General features: G+C 66.4%; 20 protein-coding genes. 12 read left to right on the top strand and 8 right to left on the bottom strand.

The window, feature by feature from the left end; translation table 11 throughout:
• Positions 1–2 precede the first annotated feature (2 nt).
• Together ctaD and coxB are read right to left on the bottom strand one after the other, a co-directional pair.
• Positions 3–1,604, bottom strand: coding sequence for a cytochrome c oxidase subunit I (ctaD, locus tag AXA74_RS14105; RefSeq protein WP_029577730.1), 1,602 nt, complete (start codon positions 1,602–1,604; stop codon positions 3–5).
• 101 nt (positions 1,605–1,705) lie between these two features.
• The gene (coxB, locus tag AXA74_RS14110; protein WP_029577731.1) at positions 1,706–2,863 is read right to left on the bottom strand and encodes a cytochrome c oxidase subunit II; all 1,158 of its coding nucleotides are present in this window, start codon (positions 2,861–2,863) and stop codon (positions 1,706–1,708) included.
• Between the two features lie 336 nt (positions 2,864–3,199).
• Here coxB and AXA74_RS14115 point away from each other — a divergent pair, with 336 nt between their 5' ends.
• Together AXA74_RS14115 and gntR are read left to right on the top strand one after the other, a co-directional pair.
• The gene (locus tag AXA74_RS14115) at positions 3,200–4,021 is read left to right on the top strand and encodes an NUDIX hydrolase (RefSeq protein ID WP_185844204.1); all 822 of its coding nucleotides are present in this window, start codon (positions 3,200–3,202) and stop codon (positions 4,019–4,021) included.
• A 23-nt stretch (positions 4,022–4,044) separates the two neighbouring features.
• Positions 4,045–5,073 (top strand): HTH-type transcriptional regulator GntR, encoded by a 1,029-nt coding sequence (gene gntR, locus AXA74_RS14120; protein ID WP_029577733.1) that lies wholly within the window; start codon positions 4,045–4,047, stop codon positions 5,071–5,073.
• Here the strand turns inward: gntR and AXA74_RS14125 are convergent, their stop codons facing one another.
• Complete coding sequence (locus AXA74_RS14125) at positions 5,074–7,641, bottom strand: cation:proton antiporter (protein WP_032962870.1); 2,568 nt, start codon at positions 7,639–7,641, stop codon at positions 5,074–5,076.
• Between the two features lie 173 nt (positions 7,642–7,814).
• Here AXA74_RS14125 and AXA74_RS14130 point away from each other — a divergent pair, with 173 nt between their 5' ends.
• On the top strand, positions 7,815–8,645 hold the full coding sequence (locus tag AXA74_RS14130; protein WP_223850469.1) for a metallophosphoesterase: 831 nt from the start codon (positions 7,815–7,817) through the stop codon (positions 8,643–8,645).
• 307 nt (positions 8,646–8,952) lie between these two features.
• On the opposite strand, the gene rpoH is transcribed toward AXA74_RS14130, so the two are convergent.
• From rpoH to AXA74_RS14155, 5 genes are all read right to left on the bottom strand, one after another.
• The gene (gene rpoH / locus AXA74_RS14135) at positions 8,953–9,840 is read right to left on the bottom strand and encodes an RNA polymerase sigma factor RpoH (RefSeq protein ID WP_029577736.1); all 888 of its coding nucleotides are present in this window, start codon (positions 9,838–9,840) and stop codon (positions 8,953–8,955) included.
• Between the two features lie 129 nt (positions 9,841–9,969).
• On the bottom strand, positions 9,970–10,428 hold the full coding sequence (locus AXA74_RS14140; RefSeq protein WP_029577737.1) for a DUF302 domain-containing protein: 459 nt from the start codon (positions 10,426–10,428) through the stop codon (positions 9,970–9,972).
• Between the two features lie 98 nt (positions 10,429–10,526).
• Positions 10,527–11,210, bottom strand: a complete 684-nt coding sequence (locus AXA74_RS14145) for a hypothetical protein (protein ID WP_029577738.1) — start codon at positions 11,208–11,210, stop codon at positions 10,527–10,529.
• Between the two features lie 57 nt (positions 11,211–11,267).
• Positions 11,268–12,107, bottom strand: a complete 840-nt coding sequence (gene fghA, locus AXA74_RS14150; RefSeq protein ID WP_032979418.1) for an S-formylglutathione hydrolase — start codon at positions 12,105–12,107, stop codon at positions 11,268–11,270.
• 10 nt (positions 12,108–12,117) lie between these two features.
• Entirely contained in the window at positions 12,118–13,224 is a 1,107-nt protein-coding gene (locus tag AXA74_RS14155; RefSeq protein ID WP_029577740.1) for an S-(hydroxymethyl)glutathione dehydrogenase/class III alcohol dehydrogenase, read from the bottom strand.
• A gap of 167 nt (positions 13,225–13,391) precedes the next feature.
• Between AXA74_RS14155 and AXA74_RS14160 the strand changes: the two genes are divergently transcribed.
• The 9 genes from AXA74_RS14160 (at position 13,392) to AXA74_RS14200 (ending at position 25,515) form a co-directional block, all read left to right on the top strand.
• Positions 13,392–14,165 carry a hypothetical protein gene (locus AXA74_RS14160; RefSeq protein WP_029577741.1) on the top strand — a complete coding sequence of 258 codons (774 nt, stop codon included), beginning with the start codon at positions 13,392–13,394 and terminating at the stop codon, positions 14,163–14,165.
• Positions 14,166–14,526: 361 nt separating this feature from the next.
• Complete coding sequence (locus tag AXA74_RS14165; RefSeq protein ID WP_029577742.1) at positions 14,527–19,266, top strand: glutamate synthase-related protein; 4,740 nt, start codon at positions 14,527–14,529, stop codon at positions 19,264–19,266.
• Between the two features lie 8 nt (positions 19,267–19,274).
• Positions 19,275–20,741, top strand: coding sequence for a glutamate synthase subunit beta (locus tag AXA74_RS14170; RefSeq protein WP_029577743.1), 1,467 nt, complete (start codon positions 19,275–19,277; stop codon positions 20,739–20,741).
• A 187-nt stretch (positions 20,742–20,928) separates the two neighbouring features.
• Positions 20,929–21,564, top strand: coding sequence for an OmpW/AlkL family protein (locus tag AXA74_RS14175; protein ID WP_029577744.1), 636 nt, complete (start codon positions 20,929–20,931; stop codon positions 21,562–21,564).
• A gap of 330 nt (positions 21,565–21,894) precedes the next feature.
• Positions 21,895–22,731, top strand: coding sequence for an ABC transporter ATP-binding protein (locus tag AXA74_RS14180; RefSeq protein ID WP_029577745.1), 837 nt, complete (start codon positions 21,895–21,897; stop codon positions 22,729–22,731).
• Positions 22,728–23,510 (top strand): lipid asymmetry maintenance ABC transporter permease subunit MlaE, encoded by a 783-nt coding sequence (mlaE, locus tag AXA74_RS14185; protein ID WP_029577746.1) that lies wholly within the window; start codon positions 22,728–22,730, stop codon positions 23,508–23,510. The genes AXA74_RS14180 and mlaE overlap by 4 nt, the downstream gene beginning before the upstream one ends.
• Before the next feature lie 12 nt (positions 23,511–23,522).
• Entirely contained in the window at positions 23,523–24,005 is a 483-nt protein-coding gene (gene mlaD, locus AXA74_RS14190) for an outer membrane lipid asymmetry maintenance protein MlaD (protein WP_029577747.1), read from the top strand.
• Positions 24,006–24,073: 68 nt separating this feature from the next.
• Complete coding sequence (locus tag AXA74_RS14195) at positions 24,074–24,862, top strand: MlaA family lipoprotein (RefSeq protein WP_029577748.1); 789 nt, start codon at positions 24,074–24,076, stop codon at positions 24,860–24,862.
• Between the two features lie 26 nt (positions 24,863–24,888).
• Positions 24,889–25,515, top strand: coding sequence for an MlaC/ttg2D family ABC transporter substrate-binding protein (locus tag AXA74_RS14200; RefSeq protein ID WP_029577749.1), 627 nt, complete (start codon positions 24,889–24,891; stop codon positions 25,513–25,515).
• The last annotated feature ends 22 nt before the right edge of the window (positions 25,516–25,537 follow it).

The following is a 25,537-nucleotide window of genomic DNA, read 5'->3' on the forward strand; positions in this document are numbered from 1 at the left end:
GCTCATTTGACTTGCGGCGGCGTTTCAAAGGTGTGGAAGGGCGCGGGCGAGGGCACCGTCCATTCCAGGCCTTCGGCGCCGTCCCAGGGCTTGGCGGCGGCCGCCTCTCCCTTGCCGCGGTAGCAGCGGATCACCGCCCACAGGAAGATCAGCTGCGACAGGCCGAACCAGAAGGCGCCGATGGTGGCGATCTGGTGGAAAGTCGTGAACTGGGCGGCGTAGTCGGCATAACGGCGCGGCATGCCGGCCAGGCCCAGGAAGTGCATGGGGAAGAAGGTCACGTTGAAGGAAATCAGCGAGGACCAGAAATGCAGCTTGCCCAGCTTTTCGCTGTACATGCGGCCCGTCCACTTCGGCAGCCAGTAATATGTGCCCGCGAACAGGGCGAACAGCGAGCCGGCCACCAGCACGTAGTGGAAGTGCGCCACCACGTAATAGGTGTCGTGCACCTGGATGTCGATGGGCGCCACCGACAGGATCAGGCCGGTGAAACCGCCCATGGTGAACACGAAGATAAAGCCCACCGCGAACAGCATCGGCGTCTCGAAGGTCATCGAACCGCGCCACATCGTGGCCACCCAGTTGAAGACCTTCACCCCGGTGGGGATGGAGATCAGCATCGTGGCGTACATGAAGTACAGCTGGCCGGTCACCGGCATGCCGGTGGTGAACATATGGTGCGCCCAGACGATGAAGGACAGCACGGCGATGGAGGCCGTGGCGTACACCATGGAGGCGTAGCCGAACAGCGGCTTGCGGGCGAAGGCGGGCACGATGGCCGACACGATGCCGAAAGCCGGCAGGATCATGATGTAGACCTCGGGATGCCCGAAGAACCAGAAGACGTGCTGGTAGAGCACGGGGTCGCCGCCGGCGGCGGCGTTGAAAAAGCCCGTGCCGAAATGGCGGTCGGTCAGTACCATGGTGATGGCCGCGGCCAGCACCGGCAGTACCGCGATCAGCAGGAAAGCGGTGATCAGCCAGGTCCAGCAGAACAGCGGCATCTTCATCAGCGTCATGCCGGGCGCGCGCATGTTCAGGATGGTCACGATGATGTTGATCGCGCCCATGATGGACGAGGCGCCCATGATGTGCATGGCGAAAATGGCCAGGTCCATGCCGGGGCCCATCTGGGTCGACAGCGGCGCGTACAGCGTCCAACCGGCGGCCGTGGCGCCGCCGGGCACGAAGAAGGACACCGTCAGCATGATGCCGGCCACCGGCAGCAGCCAGAAGCTGAAGTTGTTCATGCGCGCGAACGCCATGTCCGACGCGCCGATCTGCAACGGGATCATCCAGTTCGCGAAGCCCACGAAGGCCGGCATGATGGCGCCGAACACCATGATCAGGCCATGCATGGTGGTGAACTGGTTGAACAGTTCGGGCCGGAAGAACTGCAGGCCCGGCTCGAAGAGCTCGGTGCGCAACAGCAAGGCCAGCGTGCCGCCTTCCAGGAGCATGACGAACGAGAAGATGAGATACATCGTCCCGATGTCTTTGTGGTTGGTAGCAAACAGCCAGCGGCGCCAGCCCGTCGGGGTGGCGTGGTGGTGGTCATCGTGGCCGTGGCCCGGCGACACGTGATCGACTATGACGCTGCTCATGGTGGACTCCTTCCTGCTGATCCACCGGTCCCTGTCCAAGGGGACCGGCGCTATATCTGTATCTACGGAAACAGCTTCTTAAAACAGCGAGGGGACCGCGCTCAGCGCGCGGCCGCAACGTCCTTGGGCTGGACCACGGGATCCTGCCCCTTGCCTGCGTTGCTCCAGGCGTTGCGCGTATAGGTAATCGCCGCCGCGATCTCGACGTCGTTGAGCTGGCCGCCAAACGCGGCCATGGCCGTGCCGGGTTTACCCTTGAGCACGGTATTGATCTGCGCGGCCTTGGGGCCCAGCACGACGGGATCGCCGTCCAGGGCCGGGAAGGAGCCCGGGATGCCCTTGCCATTGGCCTGGTGACAGGCCACACAGGTGCTGGCGAAGACTTTCTCGCCGCGGGCGATCAGCTCGGCCTGGGTCCATTCCTTGTTGGGATCGTCGGCTTGCGCGGCCATGAGCTTTTTCTGCTCGGCCACCCAGGCGTCGTAATCGGCCTGCGACTTGACCTCGACCACGATGGGCATGAAAGCGTGGTCCTTGCCGCACAATTCGGCGCATTGGCCGCGGTAGATGCCCACCTTTTCGGCGCGGAACCAGGTGTCGCGCAGAAAGCCCGGGATGGCGTCCTGCTTGACGCCGAAATCCGGCACCATCCAGGAGTGGATGACGTCGCCGGCGGTCAGGACCACGCGGACTTTCTTGTCCACGGGCACGACCATATGGTTGTCCACCTCCATGAGGTAGAACTCACCCTTGGGCTCGCGGTTCTCGATCTGCGCGCGCGGCGTGGACAGCGTGGAGAGGAATTTGATGCCGCTGGCTTCGCCATCCAGGTATTCATAGCCCCACTTCCATTGGTAGCCGGTGACCTTGACGGTCAGGTCCGGGCTGGAAGTGTCCTTCATGGCGACCACGGTCCGCGTGGCCGGCAGCGCCATGGCGATGACGATAATGAAAGGAATGACGGTCCAGGCGACCTCGACGCCCAGATGCTCGTGAAACGTGGCCGCCTTGTGGCCGCGCGACCGCCGGTGCGCCCAGATGGAATAGAACATCACACCGAACACACCAATGAAGATCACGACGCAGATCGTGAGCATCATCCAGTGCAGCCACATCGCATCGCGCGCGATTTGCGTCACGCCCTCATGCAAATTCAGCTGATTGACACGCGGTCCGCCCGGCATATCCTGCACCTGGGCAAAAGCCATGTTGCCAACCAGTAATGCACCAGCCCCCAGCAACCCTCTCCACATCTTCATGCTTACCTCGAAACATGGCGCGGATGGCCCAATACCACCGCACGCCGTACGGGCCGCCGGAAGGCAGGGAACGCGCAATTATTAGACGGTAGTCACGAACCAGGCGAAAGACAACAGACCCTGTCGCTCCCACACACAACACATCTAAAACCGCGGAATTATAGCTACAGGCCAAGTCTTATGTAAGTTCTAGATAGCGAGACTTGCCTGCGGGCTATTTAAATGCCATGCCTGGAACGAACCAGATAAACAATCATGGCCGCCTGTTTACCCCCGCAATCGTACCGATTCGGGGCAACCGGTCCCTAGACTATACCGTGAACTAAAATCCGCTTCATGCTTCGACCGTCTTCCCTTCCCGCACCCGAACGCCTGAACCGCTTGTCGGCCGCCCTGCGCGACAAGGCGCTGCAGCCTCCGCCCGAGCATGCCAGGCCCGTCTACATCGCCGGCCAGCGCTGTGGCTGGGCCACGCTGGCGGCCTGCGACGCCTTGCGCGACAGCGGTCTGGTCCGCATCGAAGACGACGCCTTGCGTATCTTGCCCGCGCTCGGTCCGGGCCCGGCGCTGGACGCCGCGCTGGCCCAGGTGGCCCAGACGCTGCGCGATGCGCGTTGCCTGCGCGGCTGGCGCGACGAGCTGCTCGACATCACCGCCGGCACGGCGCATCTGGGCGTGATCGAGCGCGCGGCCATGCGCCCGCTGGGCCTGCTCACCGTTGCGGTCCATCTCAATGCCTGGACACCCGATGACCGCCTCTGGGTGGCGCGGCGCGCCCTGTCCAAGTCCACCGATCCCGGCATGTGGGACACCCTGGTGGGCGGGCTGGTGGGCAGTGGAGAGTCCTTCGATCGCGCCTTGGAGCGCGAATGCGCCGAAGAAGCCGGCCTGGAGCCGGACCAGATCGGCCAGCGCGGCCCCTTGCGCACGGTGCTGCGCATGCAGCGCCGCCTGCCCGAGGGCTATCAGGTCGAAGCGCTGCTCACCAGCACTTGCGTGCTGGCCGAAGACACGCGGCCGGCCAATCGCGACGGTGAAGTCATGGAAATCGCAACCCTGGAAATCCCCGAGGTCGTGGACCGCATCGAGGCCGGCGAATTCACCCTGGAAGCCGCCCTGGTCATCCTCGAGGACATCCAGCACCGCAGCGCAGCATAGGGGCCGACGCGCCGGCCATCGCCATGACGACACGCAGACCCCGCAGCGCCGGCAAGGGCCGTGTCACCATGCACGACGTCGCCCAGCGCGCTGGCGTAAGCGCCATCACGGTCTCGCGCGCCCTGCGCACGCCGCACAAGGTCGCGCCCGAGCTGCGCGCCCGCATCGAGGCCGCGTGCGCCGAAATGGGCTATGTCATCAACCACGCCGCCAGCGCGCTGGCCTCGGCGCGATCGCGCATCGTGGTGGCGCTCATCCCGGCCTTGTCCAATGTCGTGTTCATTGACATCCTGACCGGCCTGAAGGAGGTCTTCGACGAGCACGGCTATCACCTGCTCATCGGCGTGACCGGCTATTCGCCAGCCGCGGAAGAGACCCAGCTGCGCGCCTATCTGCGGCACGCGCCCGACGGGCTCGTCCTCACCGGCATCGACCATACGCCCGGCGTCTGGGACATGCTGCGCAGGCATCACATCCCGGCCGTGCACACCATCGAAAACCTGCCCGAAGGCGATCCGGGCATGAGCGTGGGCTTCTCCCAGTTCGATTCCGGCCATGCCGCCGGACGTCATCTGATCGCGCGCGGCTACCGCCGCATCGGCATCGTCGGCGCCCAGCTCGATCCCCGTTCGCTGCGGCGCTGCGAGGGTTGCCGCCAGGCTCTACGCGAAGCCGGGCTGCATGACCCGGGCCTGGAAATCATGACGCCGCGGAAGTCCTCCATCGCCCTGGGCGCCGAACTGCTGCGCCAGCTCGTGCAAGCCCATCCCGATTGCGACGGCGTGTTCTTCTGCAATGACGATCTGGCGCAGGGCGCGGTCTCCGAGAGCGCCCGCCTGGGCATCAAGGTGCCCGAAGCGCTCGGCCTGGTGGGTTATCACGACCTGGCCGGCAGCGCCTGGACGCATCCGCCGCTGTCGACGATCCGCACCCCGCGCTACCAGATCGGCCGCGTGGCCGCCCAGCTGCTGATGGAGCAGCTGCAGGGCCACCCGCCCGGGCAAGGCCGCGTGGACCTGGGCTTCGAGCTCTTGCAGCGCCAGACCAGCTGATCACTCCGGCGCCGGCAGCGGGCCCTCGGCGGGCTGCCTGGGCGGCGGCTGGACGCCTGGCGGATAGACCTGGCCGGTTTCGGAGAACTGGCGCCACACTTCGATGGCCCGCAGGCGCTGCTTGACCACCTTGTCGATGCGCTCGCGCAGATCGGCATCGCGCGCCAGCACGGCGTGCAGGTCGCGCGCCGAGAGCATCAGCAGCTTGCTGTAGCCCAGCGAACGCACATCGGCATTGATATGTTCATCGCCCAGGAGCGCCAGCTCGCCGAAGAACTCGCCGCTGCCCAGTTCCACCGTGGTGTTGTCGGGCAGCTGCACCACGACGGCCCCGGAAGCCACGAAGCACATCTCCTGTCCATGGCGCCCATGGGCCAGCACACGCTGGTCGGGCAGGGCCAGGCGCGGCTTGAGCAGCTTGCAGATGGCCCGCAGCGAGTCCGGGCTGAGCCCTTCGAAGATGGGCACGCGCTTGATGAGTTCGGCCGCCCCCAACTCGATATCCAGCGGCGGACGGCGGTCGATGTGCGCCCAGCGCGTCTTGAGCTGGGCCATCAGGTCGGCATAGACTTCGCCGCTGATCAGGAACTGCTCCAGCATGTCGCGGTAGCGGATGCGCTCCAGCTCCCGGGCCACCCGGCCCAGATAGCTCTCCTGCAGCCACAGGGCATAGCTCGGATACTGCAGGTTGAGCGCCTGCAGGGCATTGTCGACCAGGTCCAGGCGGCGCTGGTGGGCGGTCACGATGTGCTGGGCGGCATCGTCGCCCAGCAAGGGGCCGATCTGCTCGCGCGCGAACTGCATCAGGCGCTGCGCCACCGACCGCTTGGTCTGCAGATTGGCAAAGCGCTGGCCCAGCTCGCGGGCCAGCCAGCCCTGGAAGCCGAAGACATAATGCAGCCGCAAGGCCAGCCGGAAACCCGTGGAATAGCGCACGTCGGCCACGATGGCCTCGTCAAAGCCCTTCACGCCCCCCGTGCGCACGGCGTCCTCCAGGCGTTCGGCGCGCGCCAGCAGGCTTTCGGCCATGCGCCAATCGACGATCTGGGCCTTGAGAATGTCGAAGAACATTTCCTCTTCGTGCCGCGCCACGATGGCCAGGCCCACGGCCGTGCGCTGCTCCAGGCTCATGCGCGCGACCTGGCTGTCGTGCACGGCCGTCAGGCTGGCATCGAATACGGCGTGGATGCGGTCGCGGGCCTCGGGCGCGATATGGTCTTCCTTGGCGATTTCATCCGTCTTGCCCTGCAGCGTCTCCAGGGCCACGGACAAGGCCTGGTTGCGGATGGTGCGCTCCACGGGCGAGAGCTGGTTCAGGCCCAGCATGCGGATCAAGGGGCGCAGGCTGATGCCGTTGATGAAGAGCGTGGCCAGCACGAAACCGGTGGTCGCCACCGCCACGAACTGGCGCGCCTCCTCGGATACCGTGGTCTGCTCGGTGACGGCCAGCGCCAGCGCCAGCGACACCGCCCCCCGCAATCCTCCCCAGAGCATCACGCTCTTGTACGGATTGCTCACCTCGGCCCCGATCTTGAATATCTGCAACAGCGGCAGCAGCCCGAACACCACGATGGCGCGCGCCACCAGCGTCGCCGCGAACACCACCACCACCAGGAACAGCTCCTGCCAGTCGGCCGCCGCCATCAGCTTGGGGATGAGCATGGCGGCAAACAGGAAGATGAGCGAATTGGCCCAGAAGCCGAATTGCCCCCAGAAGTTGGACAGGTACTCGAAGGTAGTGGGCGACATGCGGGTGCGCCCCGTCGACCCCACCACCAGGCCGGCCACCACCGTCGCCACCACGCCCGAGACATTCAGATAGTGCTCGGAGATGAAAAAGGACAGATAGGCCAGCGTGAGGGTGAGGGTGATCTCGGCGGTCGGGAAGCCGCGCAGCCAGGCAAACAGCGAGCAGGCCGCCCGGCCCATCAGCCAGCCGGCGATGCCCCCGCCCAGGAAGTGGATGATGAAGTCATTGAACACGGCCCGGGCCGAAAGCTCGCCCGAGCCGCCCAGCGCAGCCAGCAGCACCGAATACAGCGCGATGGAAGCCGCGTCATTGAACAGGCTCTCGCCCTCGACCAGGGTGGTGAGCCGCTTGGGCGCACCCACCTCCCGGAAGATGCCGACCACGGCCGCCGGATCGGTCGTGGCCACGATGGCGCCCAGCAGGAGGCAGACCAGCAGCCCATAGGAAGACACGGCGTTGACCGCCACGCCGACCACCAGGGTGCACACCACCACCGCGACGATGGCCATCATCAGGATCGGGCCGATGTCGTTCATCAGGCGCCGCACGTTCATGGACAGCGCCGTCTCGAACAGCAGCACGGGCAGGAAGACCATGAGAAAGGTCTCGGAAGAAATCTCGAAACGCTCGATGGTGTCCAGCAGGTCGCCCAAGACCGGCGGCGCCCAGCCATGCAGATGAATCCCAATGCCCAGCAGACAGCCGACGATGGCCAGCAGCACCGAATATGGCAGGCCCAGGCGGCCGGCCAGGGGCGGCATGAAGCAGACCAGGGTCAAGAGCCCGGCGAGCCCGAAAACGAGAAATCCGATATCCATGGGGAGGCGCGGCCGCGCAAGAGAACAAGGGCCAAGGATAGCGTCTTTTTCGCGCCGGCTTGCCGGGGCGCCCCGCCCCGCGCCCACACTTGGTTACGCCTGCCCCGGATATGGGTCATGCCAGCGCCACGATTTTTCGCTAAGGTTGGCGGTTTCCGATACCGGGAGCGGCCTTGCCCCAGAACCCGCTTGCGGCGCGCCGCCACGAAGCGCCCGCCTTGCTTGTGCAACTGACCGACTCGCATCTGATGGAAGACCCCGAGGCGCTCATGCTCGGCGTGAACACGGACGCCAGCCTGCGGGCCGTGCTCGACCTCGTCCGGCGCCAGGAGGCCCGGCCCGACCTGATGCTGCTGACCGGCGATCTCTCCCAGGACGGCAGCCCGGTCGCCTACCAGCGCCTGCGGGCGCACCTGCGCGACGCCACCCACCCGGTGCGCTGCCTGCCCGGCAATCATGATGCGCCGCAGGTGCTGCGCCAGGAACTGGGCGATTGGGTGCAGCCCGTCCACGACCTGCCCGGCTGGCGCGTCATCATGCTGGATTCCACCGTGGCCGGCCAGGACCTCGGCCGTATCGGCCCGGCGCAATTCGACTTGCTCGACCAGGCCCTGCGGGACGCGGGCGAACGCCATGTGCTGGTCGCCCTGCATCACAACCTGGCCCGGGTGGACGGCAATTGGCATGACCCCATGATGGTCGACAACGCCGCGGCGGTCTTTGCGCGCCTGTCCAGCCACCCGCGGGCCCGGATCGCCCTCTGGGGGCATATCCACCAGGAGTTCGACTGCCGGCACCATCATCTGCGCATGCTGGGCACGCCTTCGACCTGCTTTCAGTTCATGCTCAAGGACGGCCGCCACGCCATCGATCCCCGGGCGCCCGGCTATCGCTGGATCAAGCTCTATGCGGATGGGTCGATTGCCACGGGCGTGCGCCGCCTGGATGCCGGCGTATGGGCCGCCCTGCGCGGCCAGGCCGCGCCCCAAGCCAGGGCCGCCTGAAAAAAGGCCCCGCGGCACGGCAATAAAAAACGGGGCACCGATATGCGTAGGTGCCCCGCAAAACCGTCCGTCTCATAGGGGAGGGGAAAGAGGAGAAGCCGAGACGGACGCCAAGACTGCAAAACCGTAAATAGCATTGCGGTCTACGTTGTTTAGTCAGGGCCCCGGAGGATAAGTTTCGGGCAAATGCCGGGCTTTGCCGGCGAATTTGTATCAATTGGTGTCGAATCTGCCGGCAAGCCTCGCGGCGCCCGGAATGCACAAGGCCTGCTCCGCTGGAGCAGGCCTTGTGCCATGGGCGTGGAAATCAGGCCGGCGCCAGGGCCCCGCGCATCTTCTTCAGCGCGGCGGCCTCGATCTGGCGGATGCGTTCGGCCGAGACGCCGAACTCGGCGGCCAGCTCATGCAGCGTGGCGCCCCCGTCGTCTTGCAGCCAGCGGGCCTCGACGATGCGCCGCGAACGCGGATCCAGCGCCATGATGGCGTCGGACAGGCCCTTGCCTTGCAGATCGTCGCGCGCCTTGCGCTCCAGCACACGGGTCGGTTCTTCGCGGCACTCGTCGGACAGGTAGGCAATGGGCGCGTAGCTGTCGTCGTCATCGTCCTGGTTTTCCAGTGACAGGTCGCGGCCCGACAGCCGGACTTCCATCTCGCTGACGTCTTCGCGGCGGACATTGAGTTCGCGCGCGATGTGGTCGACCTGCTCGGTATCCAGCGTGTGGCCGTCCGGACGCATGCTGCGCAGGTTGAAGAACAGCTTGCGCTGGGCCTTGGTGGTCGCCACCTTGACCAGGCGCCAGTTGCGGATGATGTATTCGTGGATTTCGGCCTTGATCCAGTGCACGGCAAAGGACACCAGGCGCACGCCGCGCTCAGGGTCGAAACGCTTGACGGCCTTCATCAGGCCGACGTTGCCTTCCTGGATGAGGTCGGCGTGGGGCAGTCCGTAGCCCAGGTACTGGCGGGCGACCGACACCACCAGCCGCAGGTGCGACAACACCAGTTCGCGGGCGGCTTCGAGGTCGCCGCCGTCGCGCAGGCGGCGCGCCAGCGTGGACTCTTGTTCGGCGGTCAGCACCGGCAGGCGATTGACCGTCGAGATATAGGCATCGATCGTGCCCAACGCGCCCGGATTGGCAACCGCCAAGGCCAAGGCGTTGCCCGAGGCGGCCAACGAGGGACTGGCAGAATTCATATTGCGGCCTCCATGGAACGAGGGGAAAACGGCATGAGCTTGATGTTAGCACTCCAACACTTTGAGTGCTAATTCGACTATTGCGGCGCACCAAAGTTCCGGCCTTTCCCCTCGGAAAACGATGTGACCCTATTTCTGGGCAACCCGTTTGCCCACCAGTTCGATGGCCGGGGCGAGCCGCCCCTGGAGGTCGGGCGGCAGGCCCAGGTTGGCCGTGGGGTGCATCAGCACCTCGACCCGGCCGTCCTGCTCGCGCACCAGCACGCGCAGGGGCAGGTCCAGCGCCACATCGGGCGCGGCCAGCATCAGCGGCGTGCCGGCCTTGGGATTGCCGAAGACAAGCACCTTGGTGGGCGGCATGGTCAGCCCGACGGCCTTGGCCGCGCCGGCGTGATCGATCTCGGCGAAGACCGTCATGCCCTGCTCGACCAGGCCCTGGCGCAGATGCGTGACCGTCTCGTCAAAGCCGCGCGCGCTGTTGAATTTGACCAGGGCATCATGGGCCTGGGCGCCCGCCGCCATGGCCAGGGCCATGGCGGCGCCTCCGATGAAACGCCTGATGAGGGTGAATGGGGTGCCGTGCTTCATGTATGCGCTCCTTGGCTGGCTTAGAGAGCGGGCAAGTATAGAAAGCCGGCCGGGCAGGACGGCCCGGACCCGGCCCGAATTGGACCAAGGCCCGGCGGCTACCAGCCGCGCTGCTTCAGTCCTTGCGCCGTCGCCTCGTCGGCCGGGCGGATGAAGAGCGCGCCCCGCGGGTCGAACAGCACCTGGTAGCGCGCGCCGTCGAAAAGCGGCATATACGCCGCGCTGCCATAGGTGACGTCGACAAAGGGCAGCCAGCCGGGAAGCCAGCGCTTGACCGCGCTGATATCGGGTGCAGGCCAATCGTCCAGCACATGGACGGAGCGCGTGCCGCTTTGTTCGCGCCCGGCATCCCGGTAACGGCCGGACAGGCGTTCCAGGCGATACAGCGGCGGCGCGCCCGTGACCACGGCCGGCAGCCGCCAGCGCACCACCTTGGCGTCGATCTGCCATTCATCGCCGTAGAGGGTGTAGTCGCGCGTGCCCAGGCCCTGGGCCTGCGCCGACACCAGATATTGATTGTCGGCCTGGCGGCTGACGCGGATCTCGGCGACCGGCACATCGGTGGTCAGACGGAAGAACTGCACCAGCGACAGCGCCAGCAACACCGCCAGGGCGGCCACGGCCGCCAGCAGCAGGCCGAACAGGCGCCGGACCGGCCTCAGACGGAACCGCCCCATGTCGTCGCGCGCGCCGCCGCGGCCCAGCAACATGCCTAGGCCCAGCAGCAGCACGACGATCGCCCCGAGGGCGACCCACACGAAAGGCGTCAGCAGATCAGTCAAGGACAAGCGCTCCGGTCAGGGGTCGCGCAAGTATAGAAGCGGCCCCGCCGGCAAGCCTTAACGCAAGCGTTCGACGTGAAACCGGATGTGATCCGCCATGAAGGTCGAGATGAAGTAATAGCCATGGTCGTAGCCCTCATGGCGGCGCAGCGTGAGCGGCTGTCCGGCATCCCGGCAGGCGGCCTCGAACACCTCGGGATACAGTTGCTCGGCCAGGAATTGATCCGACAGCCCCTGGTCGATCAGGATGCCCTCGGGATAGGGCACGCGCCGGGCGCGCATGAGCTCGCTGGCATCGTGCTGGGCCCACGCCGCGGCGTCCTCGCCCAGATAGCCGGCGAGAGCCTTCCTGCCCCAGGGGCAGCGCGTGGGCGCGGCGATGGGCGCGAAAGCCGACACGCTGGCCCAGCGCCCCGGATGGCGCAGCGCCAGCGTCAAGGCGCCATGGCCGCCCATGGAGTGGCCGAAGATGCCCGCGCGCGCGGCATCGCCGGGCAGCTCGCCGGTGACCAGGTCGAACAACTCCCCGGCCACATAGCTTTCCATGCGGTAGTGCGGCGCATAGCCTTCGGTGCGCGCGTCCAGGTAGAAACCGGCGCCCACGCCGAAGTCCCAATGGTCGGTCTCGCCGGGCGCGCCCGCGCCGCGCGGGCTGGTGTCGCAGCTGACCAGCATGATGCCGTGCTCGGCGGCCAGGCGCTGGGCGCCGGCCTTGATCATGAAGGTCTCTTCCGTGCAAGTCAGGCCGGCCAGGTAGAACAGCACCGGCACGCGGGCGGCCTCGGCCTGCCGGGGCAGGAAGACCGAGAACCGCATGGGCAGACCGATCTGCGCGGAATCATGGCGATAGAAACGCTGCCGTCCGCCGAAAGCGCGATGTTCAGAGAGCAGTTCCATGGCGCATCCGTCAGTACAGCACGACCGACCGGATCGACTCGCCGCGCTTCATCAGGTCAAAGCCCTCGTTGATACGGTCCAGCGTCAGGGTGTGGGTGATCAGGTCGTCGATATTGATCTTGCCTTCCATATACCAGTCGACGATCTTGGGCACGTCGGTGCGGCCGCGCGCCCCGCCGAAGGCCGAACCCTTCCACTCGCGCCCTGTCACCAGCTGGAAGGGGCGGGTGCTGATCTCGGCGCCGGCCTCGGCCACGCCGATGATGATGGATTGGCCCCAGCCCTTGTGACAGCACTCCAGCGCCTGGCGCATCACCTTGGTGTTGCCGATGCACTCGAAGGAATAGTCGGCGCCCCCGTCGGTGAGCTGCACGATATGGTCGACCACATTCTCGACATCGTTGGGATTGACGAAATGCGTCATGCCGAACTTGCGCGCCATGGCCTCGCGCTGCGGGTTCAAGTCCACGCCGATGATCTTGTCGGCGCCCACCATCTTGGCGCCCTGGATGACGTTCAGCCCGATGCCGCCCAGGCCGAACACGACCACATTGGCCCCGGCCTCGACCTTGGCCGTGTAGACCACGGCGCCAATGCCGGTGGTCACGCCGCAGCCGATGTAGCAGATCTTGTCGAAGGGCGCGTCCTCGCGCACCTTGGCCACGGCGATCTCCGGCACCACGATGTGGTTGGCGAAGGTGGAGGTACCCATATAGTGAAAGATGGGCTTGCCGCCGATGGAGAAGCGCGAGCTGCCATCCGGCATCAGGCCCTTGCCCTGGGTGCTGCGGATGGCCTGGCACAGATTGGTCTTGCGCGACAGGCAGAACTTGCACTGGCGGCATTCCGGCGTGTAGAGCGGGATCACATGGTCGCCCTTGCGCAGCGAAGTGACCCCCGGCCCGACATCGACCACCACGCCGGCGCCTTCATGGCCCAGGATGGCGGGGAAAATCCCCTCCGGATCGGCGCCGGAGAGGGTGTAGTAGTCCGTGTGGCAGATGCCGGTGGCCTTGACTTCGATCAGCACCTCGCCGGCACGCGGGCCGTCCAGATCGACTTCTTCGACGGTCAACGGGGCACCGGCCTTCCAGGCGATGGCGGCTTTGGTCTTCATACGAGGCTCCTAGGTGTATCTGCGGGTACTGAAAAACAGTTCCAGATGTTAACCTGACCGGTCGTGTGTCTCCGGAAGCGAAATCGCGGGCTTGACCGCGGGCGACGGTGGCACTATTTATATAGGGTATAGATCCCTAATGTGCTTGCGCCACCGCGAGACCCGATATGGCCCGTCTGCCCCGCCTGTATGCCCCAGGGCTGCCCCAATTGGTGCAGGCCAACTTTGTCCAGTCGCTGGCATCGCCGTCCCAGCCCGCGCCTTCGGACATCCTCAATCAGCTGGCCGGTTGGTTAGGCGAGTCGGCGCAGCGCCACAAGGTGGCGGTGCATGGCTGGGTCCTCGCCAATGACCGCATTCTGCTGCTGGCCACGCCCGCCGACGAAGAAGGCCTGCCGCGCCTGATGCAGACGCTGGGCCGCAATCTGGCAGCCAGGCTGCGCGGCGGCCGCGTCTTCGCGGGCCGCTACCGCTCGGCCCTGCTGGAGCCCGGCGTCTGGGTGCTGCCGTCACTGGTGTGGCTGGAGACCTATCCGGTGCGCAGCGGCGCCTCGATCGATGCCGATACCTGGCCCTGGTCCTCGGCGGCCAGCCATACCGGCAATACCAGCGTCGCGCCAGCGCAGTGGCAATCCGACCACGCCGATTACTGGGCTTGCGGCAACACGCCGTTTGACCGGCAGGCCAACTACCGCAAGCTGCTGCATGACGGCCTGTCACGCGAGCAGACCCAGCGCATCGAGCAGGCGGTGTCCGGCCAGTGGGCGCTCGGCGGCCCGGATTTCATCGCTAGCCTGGCGCACACGGCCAGCCGCCGCGTGGCGCCCGGGCAACGCGGACGCCCGCGCAAAAAGCCGGCCGCCGCCCCGGCGGCCGACACCCCGGACACTCCTCCCGCCATCCCGCCATCCCCCGGCAACGGCGGCAGCGCCAGCAGCTGATCCTTCCCCCACCCGGCCGCGGCCGGGTGGCGTCATTGGACGCCCCTCCCTTATCCCATTCCGCCATGGCTTTCGTGCGCCCAAGGGTTTTTGTCGCCCGCCATTTGTGGTTATTTAATTGGTGACGCATAACAACGATTTCGATGGTTTTCGTGCCGCAACCGGCAAACCCCGAAAATTGCGACACTTCAAGCCATTGAAATAAAACAAGTTTATCTGCGTCCCCTTTTATTATCCGGACAACCATGGTTATCTATATTTAGGGACATACCCCCAAAATACATCTTGCGCTCCCCCCGTGCAGGGGGTAACTTCACCCTGCACTGCAACATTCACGACGCAGGCCACTGCGGAGCGCGTTATGTCCCATACCCCCCAAAAAGAATCCTGTCGCCCGGTCGCGGCCGTCGCCATCGACGCCACGCGCATCGGCCTGCCCGCCGCCCAGGGCCTGTACAGCCCCCTGAACGAGCATGACGCCTGCGGCGTCGGCTTTGTCGCCCATATCAAGGGCCGCAAGAGCCACGCCATCATCCAGCAGGGCCTGAAGATCCTCGAGAACCTCGACCATCGCGGCGCCGTGGGCGCCGACAAGCTGATGGGCGACGGCGCGGGCATCCTGATCCAGATTCCCGACACCCTGTACCGCGACGAGATGGCCCAACAAGGCGTGACCCTGCCGCCGCCGGGCGAGTACGGCGTGGCCATGGTCTTCCTGCCCAAGGAAACCGCCTCGCGCCTGGCCTGCGAACAGGAGCTGGAGCGTTCGGTGCGCGCCGAAGGCCAGACCGTGCTGGGCTGGCGCGACGTGCCGGTGGACCGCGACATGCCCATGTCGCCGGCCGTGCGCGACTGCGAGCCGGTCATCCGCCAGCTGTTCATCGGCCGCGGCGCCGACGTGATGGTGCCCGACGCCCTGGAGCGCAAGCTTTACGTCATCCGCAAGACCGCCAGCCACGCCATCCAGAACATGCGCCTGGCTCACGGCAAGGAATACTTCGTGCCCTCGGCCTCGGTGCGCACGGTGGTCTACAAGGGCCTGCTGCTGGCTGACCAGGTCGGCCGCTATTACCGCGACCTGGCCGATCCGCGCACCGTCTCGGCCCTGGCCCTGGTGCACCAGCGCTTTTCGACCAACACCTTCCCGGCCTGGCCGCTGGCCCACCCCTACCGCATGATCGCCCACAACGGCGAAATCAACACGGTCAAGGGCAATTTCAATTGGCTGCGCGCCCGCGAAGGCATGATGCAGTCGGCCGTGCTGGGCGAAGACCTCAAGAAGCTCTACCCCATCGTCTACGAAGGCCAGTCGGACACCGCCACCTTCGACAACTGCCTGGAACTGCTGGTCAACTCCGGCTATTCGCTGGCCCACGCGATGATGATGATGATCCCGGAAGCCTGGGAACAGCACACGCAGATGGACCAGAGCCGCCGCGCCTTCTACGAATACCACGCGGCCATGATGGAGCCCTGGGACGGCCCGGCGGCCGTGGCCTTCACCGACGGCCGCCAGATCGGCGCCACCCTGGACCGCAACGGCCTGCGCCCGGCCCGCTACCTGGTCACCGACGACGACATGGTCATCATGGCTTCGGAAGCCGGCACCCTGTCCATCCCCGAGAACCGCATCGTCAAGAAATGGCGCCTGCAGCCCGGCAAGATGTTCCTGATCGACCTGGAGCAGGGCCGCATCATCGACGACAGCGAGATCAAGTCCCAGCTGGCCAACAGCCGCCCCTACCGCCAGTGGATCGAGCGGCTGCAGATCAAGCTGGAGTCGCTGCCCGCGCCGCGCTCGGCCTCGCCGGCCACGCAAAGCCCGGTCTCGCTGCTGGACCGCCAGCAGGCCTTCGGCTGGACCCAGGAAGACTACAAATTCATCCTGGAACCCATGGCCAGCACCGGCGAGGAAGTCATCGGCTCCATGGGCAATGACGCGCCCCTGGCCGTGCTGTCGAACCGCGCCAAACCTTTCTATAACTATTTCCGCCAGCTGTTCGCGCAGGTGACCAACCCGCCGATCGACCCGATCCGCGAACAGATGGTCATGTCGCTGGTGTCCTTCATCGGCCCCAAGCCCAATCTGCTGGACATCAACAACGTCAACCCGCCGCTGCGCCTGGAAGTATCGCAGCCGGTGCTGGACTTCGCCGCCATGGCGCAGATCCGTGACATCGACCAGGTCACCGGCAAGAAATTCCGCAGCTACGAGCTGGACATCACCTATCCGGCGGCCTGGGGCTCCGAAGGCATCGAAGCCCGCGTGGCCGCGCTGTGCGCCCGCGCCGTGGACGCGGTGCAGAGCGGCTACAACATCCTCATCGTGTCCGACCGCCTGGTCGACAGCGAGCGCGTCGCCATCCCGGCCCTGCTGGCCACCTCGGCGGTGCACCAGCACCTGATCCGCGCCGGCCTGCGCACCAACACCGGCCTGGTCGTGGAGACGGGCTCGGCGCGCGAGGTGCATCATTTCGCGCTCCTGGGCGGCTACGGCGCAGAGGCCGTCCACCCCTATCTGGCGCTGGAATCGCTGGGCCGCATGGCCAGCCCCGAGAAGGCCGTCAAGAACTACATCAAGGCCATCGGCAAGGGCCTGAACAAGGTGATGTCCAAGATGGGCATCTCCACCTTCATGTCCTATTGCGGCGCCCAGATCTTCGAGGCCGTCGGCCTGCAGCGCGAGCTGGTCGAGAAATACTTCACCGGCACCGCCTCCAATATCGAAGGCATCGGCATCTTCCAGGTCGCCGAAGAAGCGCTGCGCATGCACCGCGCCGCCTTCAGCGCCGATCCGGTGCTCGAGAACGCCCTGGACGCCGGCGGCGAATACGCCTTCCGCATCCGCGGCGAAGAGCATATGTGGACGCCGGATTCGATCGCCAAGCTGCAGCACGCCTCGCGCTCGAACAACTACCGCACCTACAAGGAATACGCGCAGATCATCAACGACCAGAGCCGCCGCCACATGACGCTGCGCGGCCTGTTCGAGTTCCGCGTCGACCCGGCCCGCGCCATCCCGCTGGACGAGGTCGAGCCGGCCAAGGAGATCGTGCGGCGCTTTGCCACCGGCGCCATGTCGCTGGGCTCCATCTCCACCGAGGCCCACTCGGTGCTGGCCGTGGCCATGAACCGCATCGGCGGCAAGTCCAACACGGGCGAGGGCGGCGAGGACGAACTGCGCTACCGCGCCGAGATGCGCAAGGGCAAGAGCACCATCAAGGACGGCGACACCCTGGCTTCGCTGCTGGGCGACGACCGCATCGAGGCCGATGTGCCGCTCAAGAAGGGCGACTCGCTGCGTTCGCGCATCAAGCAGGTGGCCTCGGGCCGTTTCGGCGTGTCGGCCGAATACCTGTCCAGCGCCGACCAGATCCAGATCAAGATGGCCCAGGGCGCCAAGCCCGGCGAGGGCGGCCAGCTGCCCGGCCACAAGGTCTCCGAATACATCGCCAAGCTGCGCTATTCCGTGCCCGGCGTGGGCCTGATTTCGCCGCCGCCGCACCATGACATCTACTCCATCGAGGACCTGGCCCAGCTGATCCACGACCTGAAGAACGTCAATTCGCGCGCCTCGATCTCGGTCAAGCTCGTGTCCGAAGTCGGCGTGGGCACGGTGGCCGCCGGCGTGGCCAAGGCCAAGGCCGACCACGTCGTCATCGCCGGCCACGACGGCGGCACGGGCGCCTCGCCGGTCTCGTCCATCAAGCACGCCGGCACGCCCTGGGAGCTCGGCCTGGCCGAAACCCAGCAGACCCTGGTGCTCAACCGTCTGCGCAGCCGCATCCGCGTGCAGGCCGACGGCCAGATGAAGACGGGCCGCGACGTCATCATCGGCGCGCTGCTGGGCGCCGACGAATTCGGCTTCGCCACCGCGCCGCTGGTGGTCGAGGGCTGCATCATGATGCGCAAGTGCCACCTGAACACCTGCCCGGTGGGCGTGGCCACGCAAGACCCCGAACTGCGCAAGAAATTCCAGGGCAAGCCCGAGCACGTCGTGAACTACTTCTTCTTCGTCGCCGAAGAAGTGCGCGAGATCATGGCCCAGCTGGGCATCCGCAAGTTCGACGACCTGATCGGCCGCACCGATCTGCTGGACATGCGTACCGGCATCGAACACTGGAAGGCCCAGGGCCTGGACTTCCAGCGCGTCTTCCACCGCGTGACGTCCGACATCCCGGTGCGCCATACCGAAGAGCAGGATCACGGCCTGGCCGGCGCCCTGGATCACCAGCTGATCGAGCGCGCCCGTCCCGCCCTCGAACGCGGCGAGAAGGTTTCCTTCATCGTCCCCGTGCGCAACCGCAACCGCACCATCGGCGCCATGCTGTCCGGCGCGGTGGCCGCGCGCTACGGCCACGAGGGCCTGCCCGACGACACCATCCACATCCAGTGCAACGGCACGGCCGGCCAGAGTTTCGGCGCCTTCCTGGCCCATGGCATCACCATGGACCTGGTCGGCGAGGCCAACGACTATGTCGGCAAGGGCCTGTCCGGCGGCCGCATCATCGTGCGCTCGCCCAATGACTTCCGCGGCTTCGGCCCGGACCACATCATTGCCGGCAACACCGTCATGTACGGCGCGCTGGCCGGCGAGGCCTTCTTCAATGGCGTGGCCGGCGAGCGCTTCGCGGTGCGCAACTCGGGCGCGGCGACCGTCGTCGAAGGCACGGGCGACCATGGCTGCGAATACATGACCGGCGGCACGGTCGTCGTCCTGGGCAATACCGGCCGCAACTTCGCCGCCGGCATGTCCGGTGGCGTGGCCTACGTCTGGGATCCGGACCGCAGCTTCAAGGAGCGCTGCAACCTGTCCATGGTCGAACTCGAGGCGGTGGCCCCGCATGCCGAGCAGCAGGCCATGGGCAACATCGAAATCTGGCACAGCGCGCAGCGCGGCGGCGAGCGCGAAACCGACGAAACCATCCTGCGCCGCCTGGTGGAGGATCACTTCCGCTACACCGGCAGCTTCCGCGCCCGCGAAATCCTGGGCGACTGGGAGGCCGCGCGCGGCAAGTTCGTCAAAGTCATGCCGACGGAATACCGCCGCGCCCTGGGTGAATTGTGGCGTGCAGCCAACCCGCAACAAATGGCTGCCTGAGGACCGACATGGGAAAGATCACTGGTTTCATGGAGTATCAACGCCTGCAAGAGGCGTCGGAAGCTCCGCAAAAGCGCCTGAAGACCTGGCGCGAATTCGTCCTGCATCTGAACGATGACCAGGCCAAGCAACAGGCCGCGCGCTGCATGGACTGCGGCATCCCGTTCTGCAACAACGGCTGCCCGGTCAACAACATCATCCCGGACTGGAACGACCTGGTCTACCGTCAGGATTGGCGCGCGGCGCTGGACGTGCTGCACTCGACCAACAACTTCCCGGAGTTCACCGGCCGCATCTGCCCGGCACCCTGCGAAGCCGCCTGTACCTTGAACATCAATAGCGACGCCGTGGGCATCAAGTCCATCGAGCACGCCATCATCGACAAGGGCTGGGCCGAAGGCTGGGTGCTGCCCAAGCTGCCGGCGCGCAAGACCGGCAAGCGCGTGGCCGTGGTGGGCTCCGGCCCGGCCGGCCTGGCCTGCGCCCAGCAGCTGGCGCGCGCCGGCCACGCCGTGACGGTCTTCGAAAAGAGCGACCGCATCGGCGGCCTGCTGCGCTACGGCATTCCCGACTTCAAGCTCGAAAAAACCCAGATCGACCGCCGCATCGTGCAAATGGAAGCCGAAGGCGTGGAGTTCGCGCCCTCGACCTTCATCGGCAATGCCAGCGATCCGGCCGCCGATGGCCTGAGCGTGCGCACCCCGCAATCGCTGCTCGACGAGTTCGATGCCGTGGTCATGAGCGGCGGCTCGGAAACCCCGCGCGACCTGCCCGTGCCCGGCCGCGAACTGGAAGGCGTCTACTACGCCATGGACTTCCTGCGCCAGCAGAACAAGGCCGTGGCCGGCGACCGCCTGAGCAACCAGACCCTGGCCCGCGGCAAGCACGTCGTGGTGATCGGCGGCGGCGACACGGGCTCGGACTGCGTGGGCACGAGCAACCGCCACGGCGCGCTGTCGGTGACCCAGTTCGAGCTGCTGCCCCAGCCGCCCGAGCAGGAGAACAAGCCCATGGTCTGGCCCTATTGGCCGCTCAAGCTGCGCACCTCGTCCTCGCACGAAGAAGGCTGCCAGCGCGACTGGTCGGTCACCACCAAGGCCTTCAAGGGCGCCAATGGCAAGATCGAGAAGCTCGTCGGCGCCCGCGTCGAATGGGTCAAGGACGAGGCCACCGGCCAGATGAAGATGCGCGAGATCGAGGGCTCCGAGTTCGAGATCAAGGCGGATCTGGTGCTGCTGGCCATGGGTTTCGTCTCGCCGGTGCAAAGCGTGCTCGACGCCTTTGGCGTGGACCGCGACCCCCGCGGCAATGTGCGCGCCAACACCGATGACTACCAGACCAACGTGCCCAAGGTCTTCGCCGCCGGCGATATGCGCCGCGGACAGTCGCTGGTGGTCTGGGCCATCCGCGAAGGCCGCCAGTGCGCGCGCTCCGTGGACGCTTTCCTGATGGGAAGTTCCGAGCTGCCGCGCTGATTTTCCGGGCTTGCAGCCAAGGCCGGCCGGCGCCATGCGCCCGCCGGCCATTTTCTTGGGCGCGCCGGGCTGTCGCGCCATTCCCACATTTGCGGCATGAGGCTGGCGGCCTTGACCCAGGTCAAGGCCGTCCGGCCCGCCGTCTGCGAATCTGTGCTCCTACCGTCAAGACATCTGGAGAGAGGAAATGCATTCGGTTCCCGGGCGCGGTCGCGCTATTGTCCTGGCCGCGCTGTGCGCCGCCGCCCTGTCCGCCCCCGTTCAGGCCCACGAAGAGGGCGATTGGCTGTTCAAGGTGGGGGCCACGCAGGTGCGCCCGAAATCCAATAACGGCAGCGTGCTCAACGGCACGGTGGACCTGGACGTCAACAACAGCGTCCGCCCGTCCTTCACCATTACCTACATGGCCACGCGCAACGTCGGCATCGAACTGCTGGGCGCCTGGCCCTTCGAGCATGACATCCGCGGCAGCGGCCTGGGCAAGATCGCCAGCACCAAGCACCTGCCGCCCACGCTCAGCCTGCAATGGCATTTCCTGCCGGACAGCACCGTCCAGCCCTATGTCGGCGTGGGCCTGAACTACACCCATTTCTTCGACACCAAGACCACCGGCGCCCTGTCCGGCTCGGACCTCAAGCTGAAGGACTCCTGGGGCGTGGCCGCCCAGCTGGGCGTGGACATCAAGCTCAGCGAGCGCTGGTTCATGAATGCCGACCTGCGCTATATCGACATCTCGTCCAAGGTGAAACTCAACGGCGAGCGCATCGGCACCGCCCGCATCGACCCCTGGGTGGCCACCATCGGCGTGGGCTACCGCTTCTGATCCCCCCGCGCCCCGCCGGGGCGCGGCATCCGGCCCAAAGACCCTGGGCCGGGCAAGGCTATTGCCGCCCGGCAGGCGCCAGGGAGCGGGCGCCGCGGCGGCCTCCTCAAGGCCGGCAACATCGCGCTGCAATCAGTCACTTCCCGCCGGGCGGCTTGCCTTTACCGTTTCTGGGCCCGCACCCGACCGGTCTTGCTGTCGGAAAACACTGTTCCACGGGCGCGCCACCCTCGCGGCGCCGAGGGGGCTCGGGCTACAATGCCCCCTTTGCCAACCGCGAACGCGCCCGGGATGCCTCCCGCGCAGCGTCCAGCAACCCACCCGCTGCCCATGCCCGTTTCTACTCGCAACAGCTCGGATCTCGTACTGTCCTGCAAGGACGTGGCGCTGGGTTATGGCGACTTCACGGTGCTGTCGGGCATCACGCTGGAAGTCCACGCCGGCCAAGTGGTCGCCATCATGGGCGGCTCCGGCTCGGGCAAGACCACGCTGCTGCGCGCGGCCACCGGCCAGATCCTGGCCCAGCGCGGCGAAGTCCAGGCTTTCGGCCAGGACATCGCCACCGCCAGCCCCCAGGCCCTGCAGGGCCTGCGCAAGCGCATGGGAGTGCTGTTCCAGCAGGGCGCCCTCTTTACCGACCTGAACGTCTTCGAAAACGTCGCCTTCCCGCTGCGCGAGCACACCGCCAGCAGCGAAGCCGAGGTCCTCGAGAAAGTGCTGGACAAGCTCGATGCCGTCGGGCTGCGGGCCGCGGCGCACCTGCGCGTGGCCGAGATCTCGGGCGGCATGGCGCGCCGGGTGGCCCTGGCCCGCGCCGTCGTCCTGGAGCCCGAGCTCATCCTCTACGACGAGCCCTTCGCCGGCCTGGACCCCATCTCCATGGGCATCACGGCCCGCTTGATCCGCCATCTGTCCGACCGCCTGCACTGCGCCTCGGTCCTGATCACCCATGACATCCAGGAATCCTTCGCCATCGCCGACCGCGTCTACCTGGTGGGGCAGGGCCAGCTGAAGGCCTCCGGCACGCCGCAGACGCTGGCCGGCTCCGAAGATCCCTATGTCCGCCAGTTCCTGGACGGCGCGCCCGACGGGCCTGTGGCTTTCCGCTATCCGGAGACGCCGGCCTTCCAGGCCTGGCTGGGGCAACAGCAAGGACGCAGACCATGAGCGCCCGTTTCATCACCGCCATCGGCGCCGGCCTGGGCAACACCATCCGCGGCGTCGGATTCTTCACCCGCTTCTTCGGCGCCGTGCTGGCCCGCTCGGGCATCGTCCTGCAGCGCCCGCGCCTGGTGTCCCAGCAAGTCCATTTCATCGGCAATTATTCGCTGCTGATCATTGCCGTGTCCGGCATGTTCGTGGGTTTCGTGCTGGGCCTGCAGGGCTACTACACCCTCAACCGCTATGGCTCCGAAGAAGCGCTCGGCCTGCTGGTGGCCCTGTCGCTGGTGCGCGAGCTCGGGCCGGTGGTGACCGCGCTGCTGTTCGCCGGCCGCGCCGGCACCTCGCTGACCGCCGAGATCGGTCTCATGAAGGCCGGCGAACAGCTCGCCGCCATGGAGGTCATGGCGGTCGATCCCATGCGCCGGGTGCTGGTGCCCCGCTTCTGGGGCGGCGTCATCGCCATGCCCATCCTGGCCTCGGTCTTCTCCATGGTCGGCATCCTGGGCGGCTGGGTCGTCGGGGTGGTCTTGATCGGCGTGGACACCGGCGCGTTCTGGTCGCAGATGCAAGACGGCGTCGACGTCTGGAACGACGTCGCCAACGGCGTCATCAAGAGCCTGGTCTTCGGCGTCACCGTGACCCTGGTGGCGCTCTACGAGGGCTGGCAGGCCCGCCCCACGCCCGAGGGCGTGGCGCGCGCCACCACCCGCACCGTGGTGGTGGGCTCGCTGGCCGTGCTGGGCCTGGACTTTCTCCTGACTGCCCTGATGTTTGGCAATTGATACGGATTCATCATGTCACGTGAAAAAACCGATTTCTGGGTTGGGCTGTTCGTGCTGCTGGGCGCCGCGGCGCTGGTGTTCCTGGCGCTGCGCGCCGGCAACCTGAGCAGTTTTTCCTTCGCGCCCACCTATACGCTCACCGCCAATTTCGACAATATCGGCGGCCTGAAGGTGCGCGCCCCGGTCAAGAGCGCTGGCGTGGTCGTGGGCCGCGTCTCGCGCATCGCCTTCGATGACAAGAGTTTCCAGGCCGTGGTCACCATGGACCTCGAAACGCCGTATCAATTCCCGTCCGACTCCTCGGCCAGCATCCTGACCTCGGGCCTGCTGGGCGAACAATACATCGGCGTCACGCCCGGCAGCGAAGAGGAAAATTTTGCTGATGGCGGCAAAATCCGCTATACACAAAGCGCCGTCGTCCTGGAGCAGCTGATCAGCAAGTTCCTGTACGGCACGGCGGAAAAGCAGGGTACGGCGGCCGGCGCGGCCCCCTGAGCCCAGGCGCGGGATCCGCGGCCCCATACCATCAAAAATACGAATACCTCTCGAAGGTGCGCTACACCATGAAGATGCAAGCCCTCACCCGACTGACCACCATCGCCGCGGCCGGCGCCGTGCTGGCCGGCTGCGCCGCGCCGCAGCACCCGGATCCCCGCGATCCCTGGGAGGGCTTCAACCGTGGCGTGTACAAATTCAACGACACCGTGGACCGGGCCCTGTTCAAGCCGGTGGCCCAGGGCTATACCTATGTCGTGCCTTCGCCGGTGCGCACCTGCGTGCACAATATGTTCAGCAACCTGGGCGATATCTGGGCCGGCACCAACAGCATGCTGCAGGGCCGCGGGCACGACTTCATCAACACCCTGGGCCGCTTCCTGTTCAACACCACCATGGGCGTGGGCGGCTGCATCGACGTGGCCTCCATGAACGGCGCGCGCAAGATCCCCAACGACTTCGGCACCACGCTGGGCGTCTGGGGCTTCGGCCAGGGCCCCTACCTCGTGCTGCCTTTCTGGGGTTCGAGTTCCGTGCGCGACGGCGTCGGCCTGATCGGCGACTGGAACGGCAACCAGCTGGCCACCGTGGGCCGCATCGACAACATCCCGCTGCGCAACTCGCTGTGGGGCCTGGAGATCATCGACGCCCGCGCCAATCTGCTGGATGTCACCGACACGGTCGACCGCGTCGCGCTGGACCCCTACAGCTTCGTGCGCGATGCCTATCTGCAGCGCCGCGCGGCCATGGTGCGCGGCGACCGGGTCGGCGACGAATCGAGCCTGCCCAACTATGAAGACGACGAGGACGACACGTCGTCTAAGGCGGCCCCCGCCGCCACGCAACCGGCCAAGTAAAGCCGGGCAAGAAAGAAGGAGTTTCCATGCAGTTTTCCGTTTTTGCCTTTCTGCAACGTATTTTCCTGGCCTGCGCCCTCGTGGCGAGCGGCGCGGCGGCGGCCCAGACGCCTGATCCCAAGGGCACGCCCGACCAGTTCGTCCTGAATGCCGCCAACCAGACGATCAATGTCCTGAAGGCCGACCGTGGCGTGAAGTCCGGCGACCTGAACCGCATCAACCAGGTGGTCGACCAGCACATCCTGCCCTACGTCAATTTCGAGAAGACCACGCGCCTGGCCGCCGGCCGCTACTGGCGCCAGGCCACGGACGACCAGAAAAAACGCCTGGCCGAAGCCTTCCGCGGCACCCTGGTGCGCACCTACAGCGGCGCGCTCACCAAGGTGGACAACGGCACCACCATCAAGCTGCTGCCGCAGCGCGGCGACCCCAACGCCAACGACGTGGTCGTGCGCTCGCTCATCAGCCAGACCAACTCCCAGCCCGTGCAGGTGGATTACCGGCTCGAAAAGACCGCCCAGGGCTGGCGCATCTACGACCTGAACGTCGAAGGCATCTGGCTGATCGAGAACTACCGCAACCAGTTCGCCCAGCAGATCAACCAGAACGGCATCGACGGCCTGATCGACGCCCTGAACCGCCGCAACCAATAAGGGGCAGCGGCCGGCGGCCCCG

The sequence above is a fragment of the Bordetella hinzii LMG 13501 genome (genome assembly GCF_001548475.1).
GTDB classification, from domain to species: Bacteria; Pseudomonadota; Gammaproteobacteria; order Burkholderiales; family Burkholderiaceae_B; genus Bordetella; species Bordetella hinzii.

Bases quoted from the DNA above. Each gene is read 5' to 3' on its own strand.
- mlaD (WP_029577747.1), top strand. From the start codon at position 23,523: ATGTCACGTGAAAAAACCGATTTCTGGGTTGGGCTGTTCGTGCTGCTG.
- AXA74_RS14140 (WP_029577737.1), bottom strand. From the start codon at position 10,428: ATGAAGCACGGCACCCCATTCACCCTCATCAGGCGTTTCATCGGAGGC.
- rpoH (WP_029577736.1), bottom strand. From the start codon at position 9,840: ATGAATTCTGCCAGTCCCTCGTTGGCCGCCTCGGGCAACGCCTTGGCC.
- AXA74_RS14165 (WP_029577742.1), top strand. From the start codon at position 14,527: ATGTCCCATACCCCCCAAAAAGAATCCTGTCGCCCGGTCGCGGCCGTC.
- AXA74_RS14175 (WP_029577744.1), top strand. From the start codon at position 20,929: ATGCATTCGGTTCCCGGGCGCGGTCGCGCTATTGTCCTGGCCGCGCTG.
- AXA74_RS14170 (WP_029577743.1), top strand. From the start codon at position 19,275: ATGGGAAAGATCACTGGTTTCATGGAGTATCAACGCCTGCAAGAGGCG.
- AXA74_RS14200 (WP_029577749.1), top strand. From the start codon at position 24,889: ATGCAGTTTTCCGTTTTTGCCTTTCTGCAACGTATTTTCCTGGCCTGC.
- AXA74_RS14155 (WP_029577740.1), bottom strand. From the start codon at position 13,224: ATGAAGACCAAAGCCGCCATCGCCTGGAAGGCCGGTGCCCCGTTGACC.
- AXA74_RS14115 (WP_185844204.1), top strand. From the start codon at position 3,200: ATGCTTCGACCGTCTTCCCTTCCCGCACCCGAACGCCTGAACCGCTTG.
- fghA (WP_032979418.1), bottom strand. From the start codon at position 12,107: ATGGAACTGCTCTCTGAACATCGCGCTTTCGGCGGACGGCAGCGTTTC.
- ctaD (WP_029577730.1), bottom strand. From the start codon at position 1,604: ATGAGCAGCGTCATAGTCGATCACGTGTCGCCGGGCCACGGCCACGAT.
- AXA74_RS14180 (WP_029577745.1), top strand. From the start codon at position 21,895: ATGCCCGTTTCTACTCGCAACAGCTCGGATCTCGTACTGTCCTGCAAG.
- mlaE (WP_029577746.1), top strand. From the start codon at position 22,728: ATGAGCGCCCGTTTCATCACCGCCATCGGCGCCGGCCTGGGCAACACC.
- AXA74_RS14125 (WP_032962870.1), bottom strand. From the start codon at position 7,641: ATGGATATCGGATTTCTCGTTTTCGGGCTCGCCGGGCTCTTGACCCTG.
- AXA74_RS14160 (WP_029577741.1), top strand. From the start codon at position 13,392: ATGGCCCGTCTGCCCCGCCTGTATGCCCCAGGGCTGCCCCAATTGGTG.
- coxB (WP_029577731.1), bottom strand. From the start codon at position 2,863: ATGAAGATGTGGAGAGGGTTGCTGGGGGCTGGTGCATTACTGGTTGGC.
- gntR (WP_029577733.1), top strand. From the start codon at position 4,045: ATGACGACACGCAGACCCCGCAGCGCCGGCAAGGGCCGTGTCACCATG.
- AXA74_RS14195 (WP_029577748.1), top strand. From the start codon at position 24,074: ATGAAGATGCAAGCCCTCACCCGACTGACCACCATCGCCGCGGCCGGC.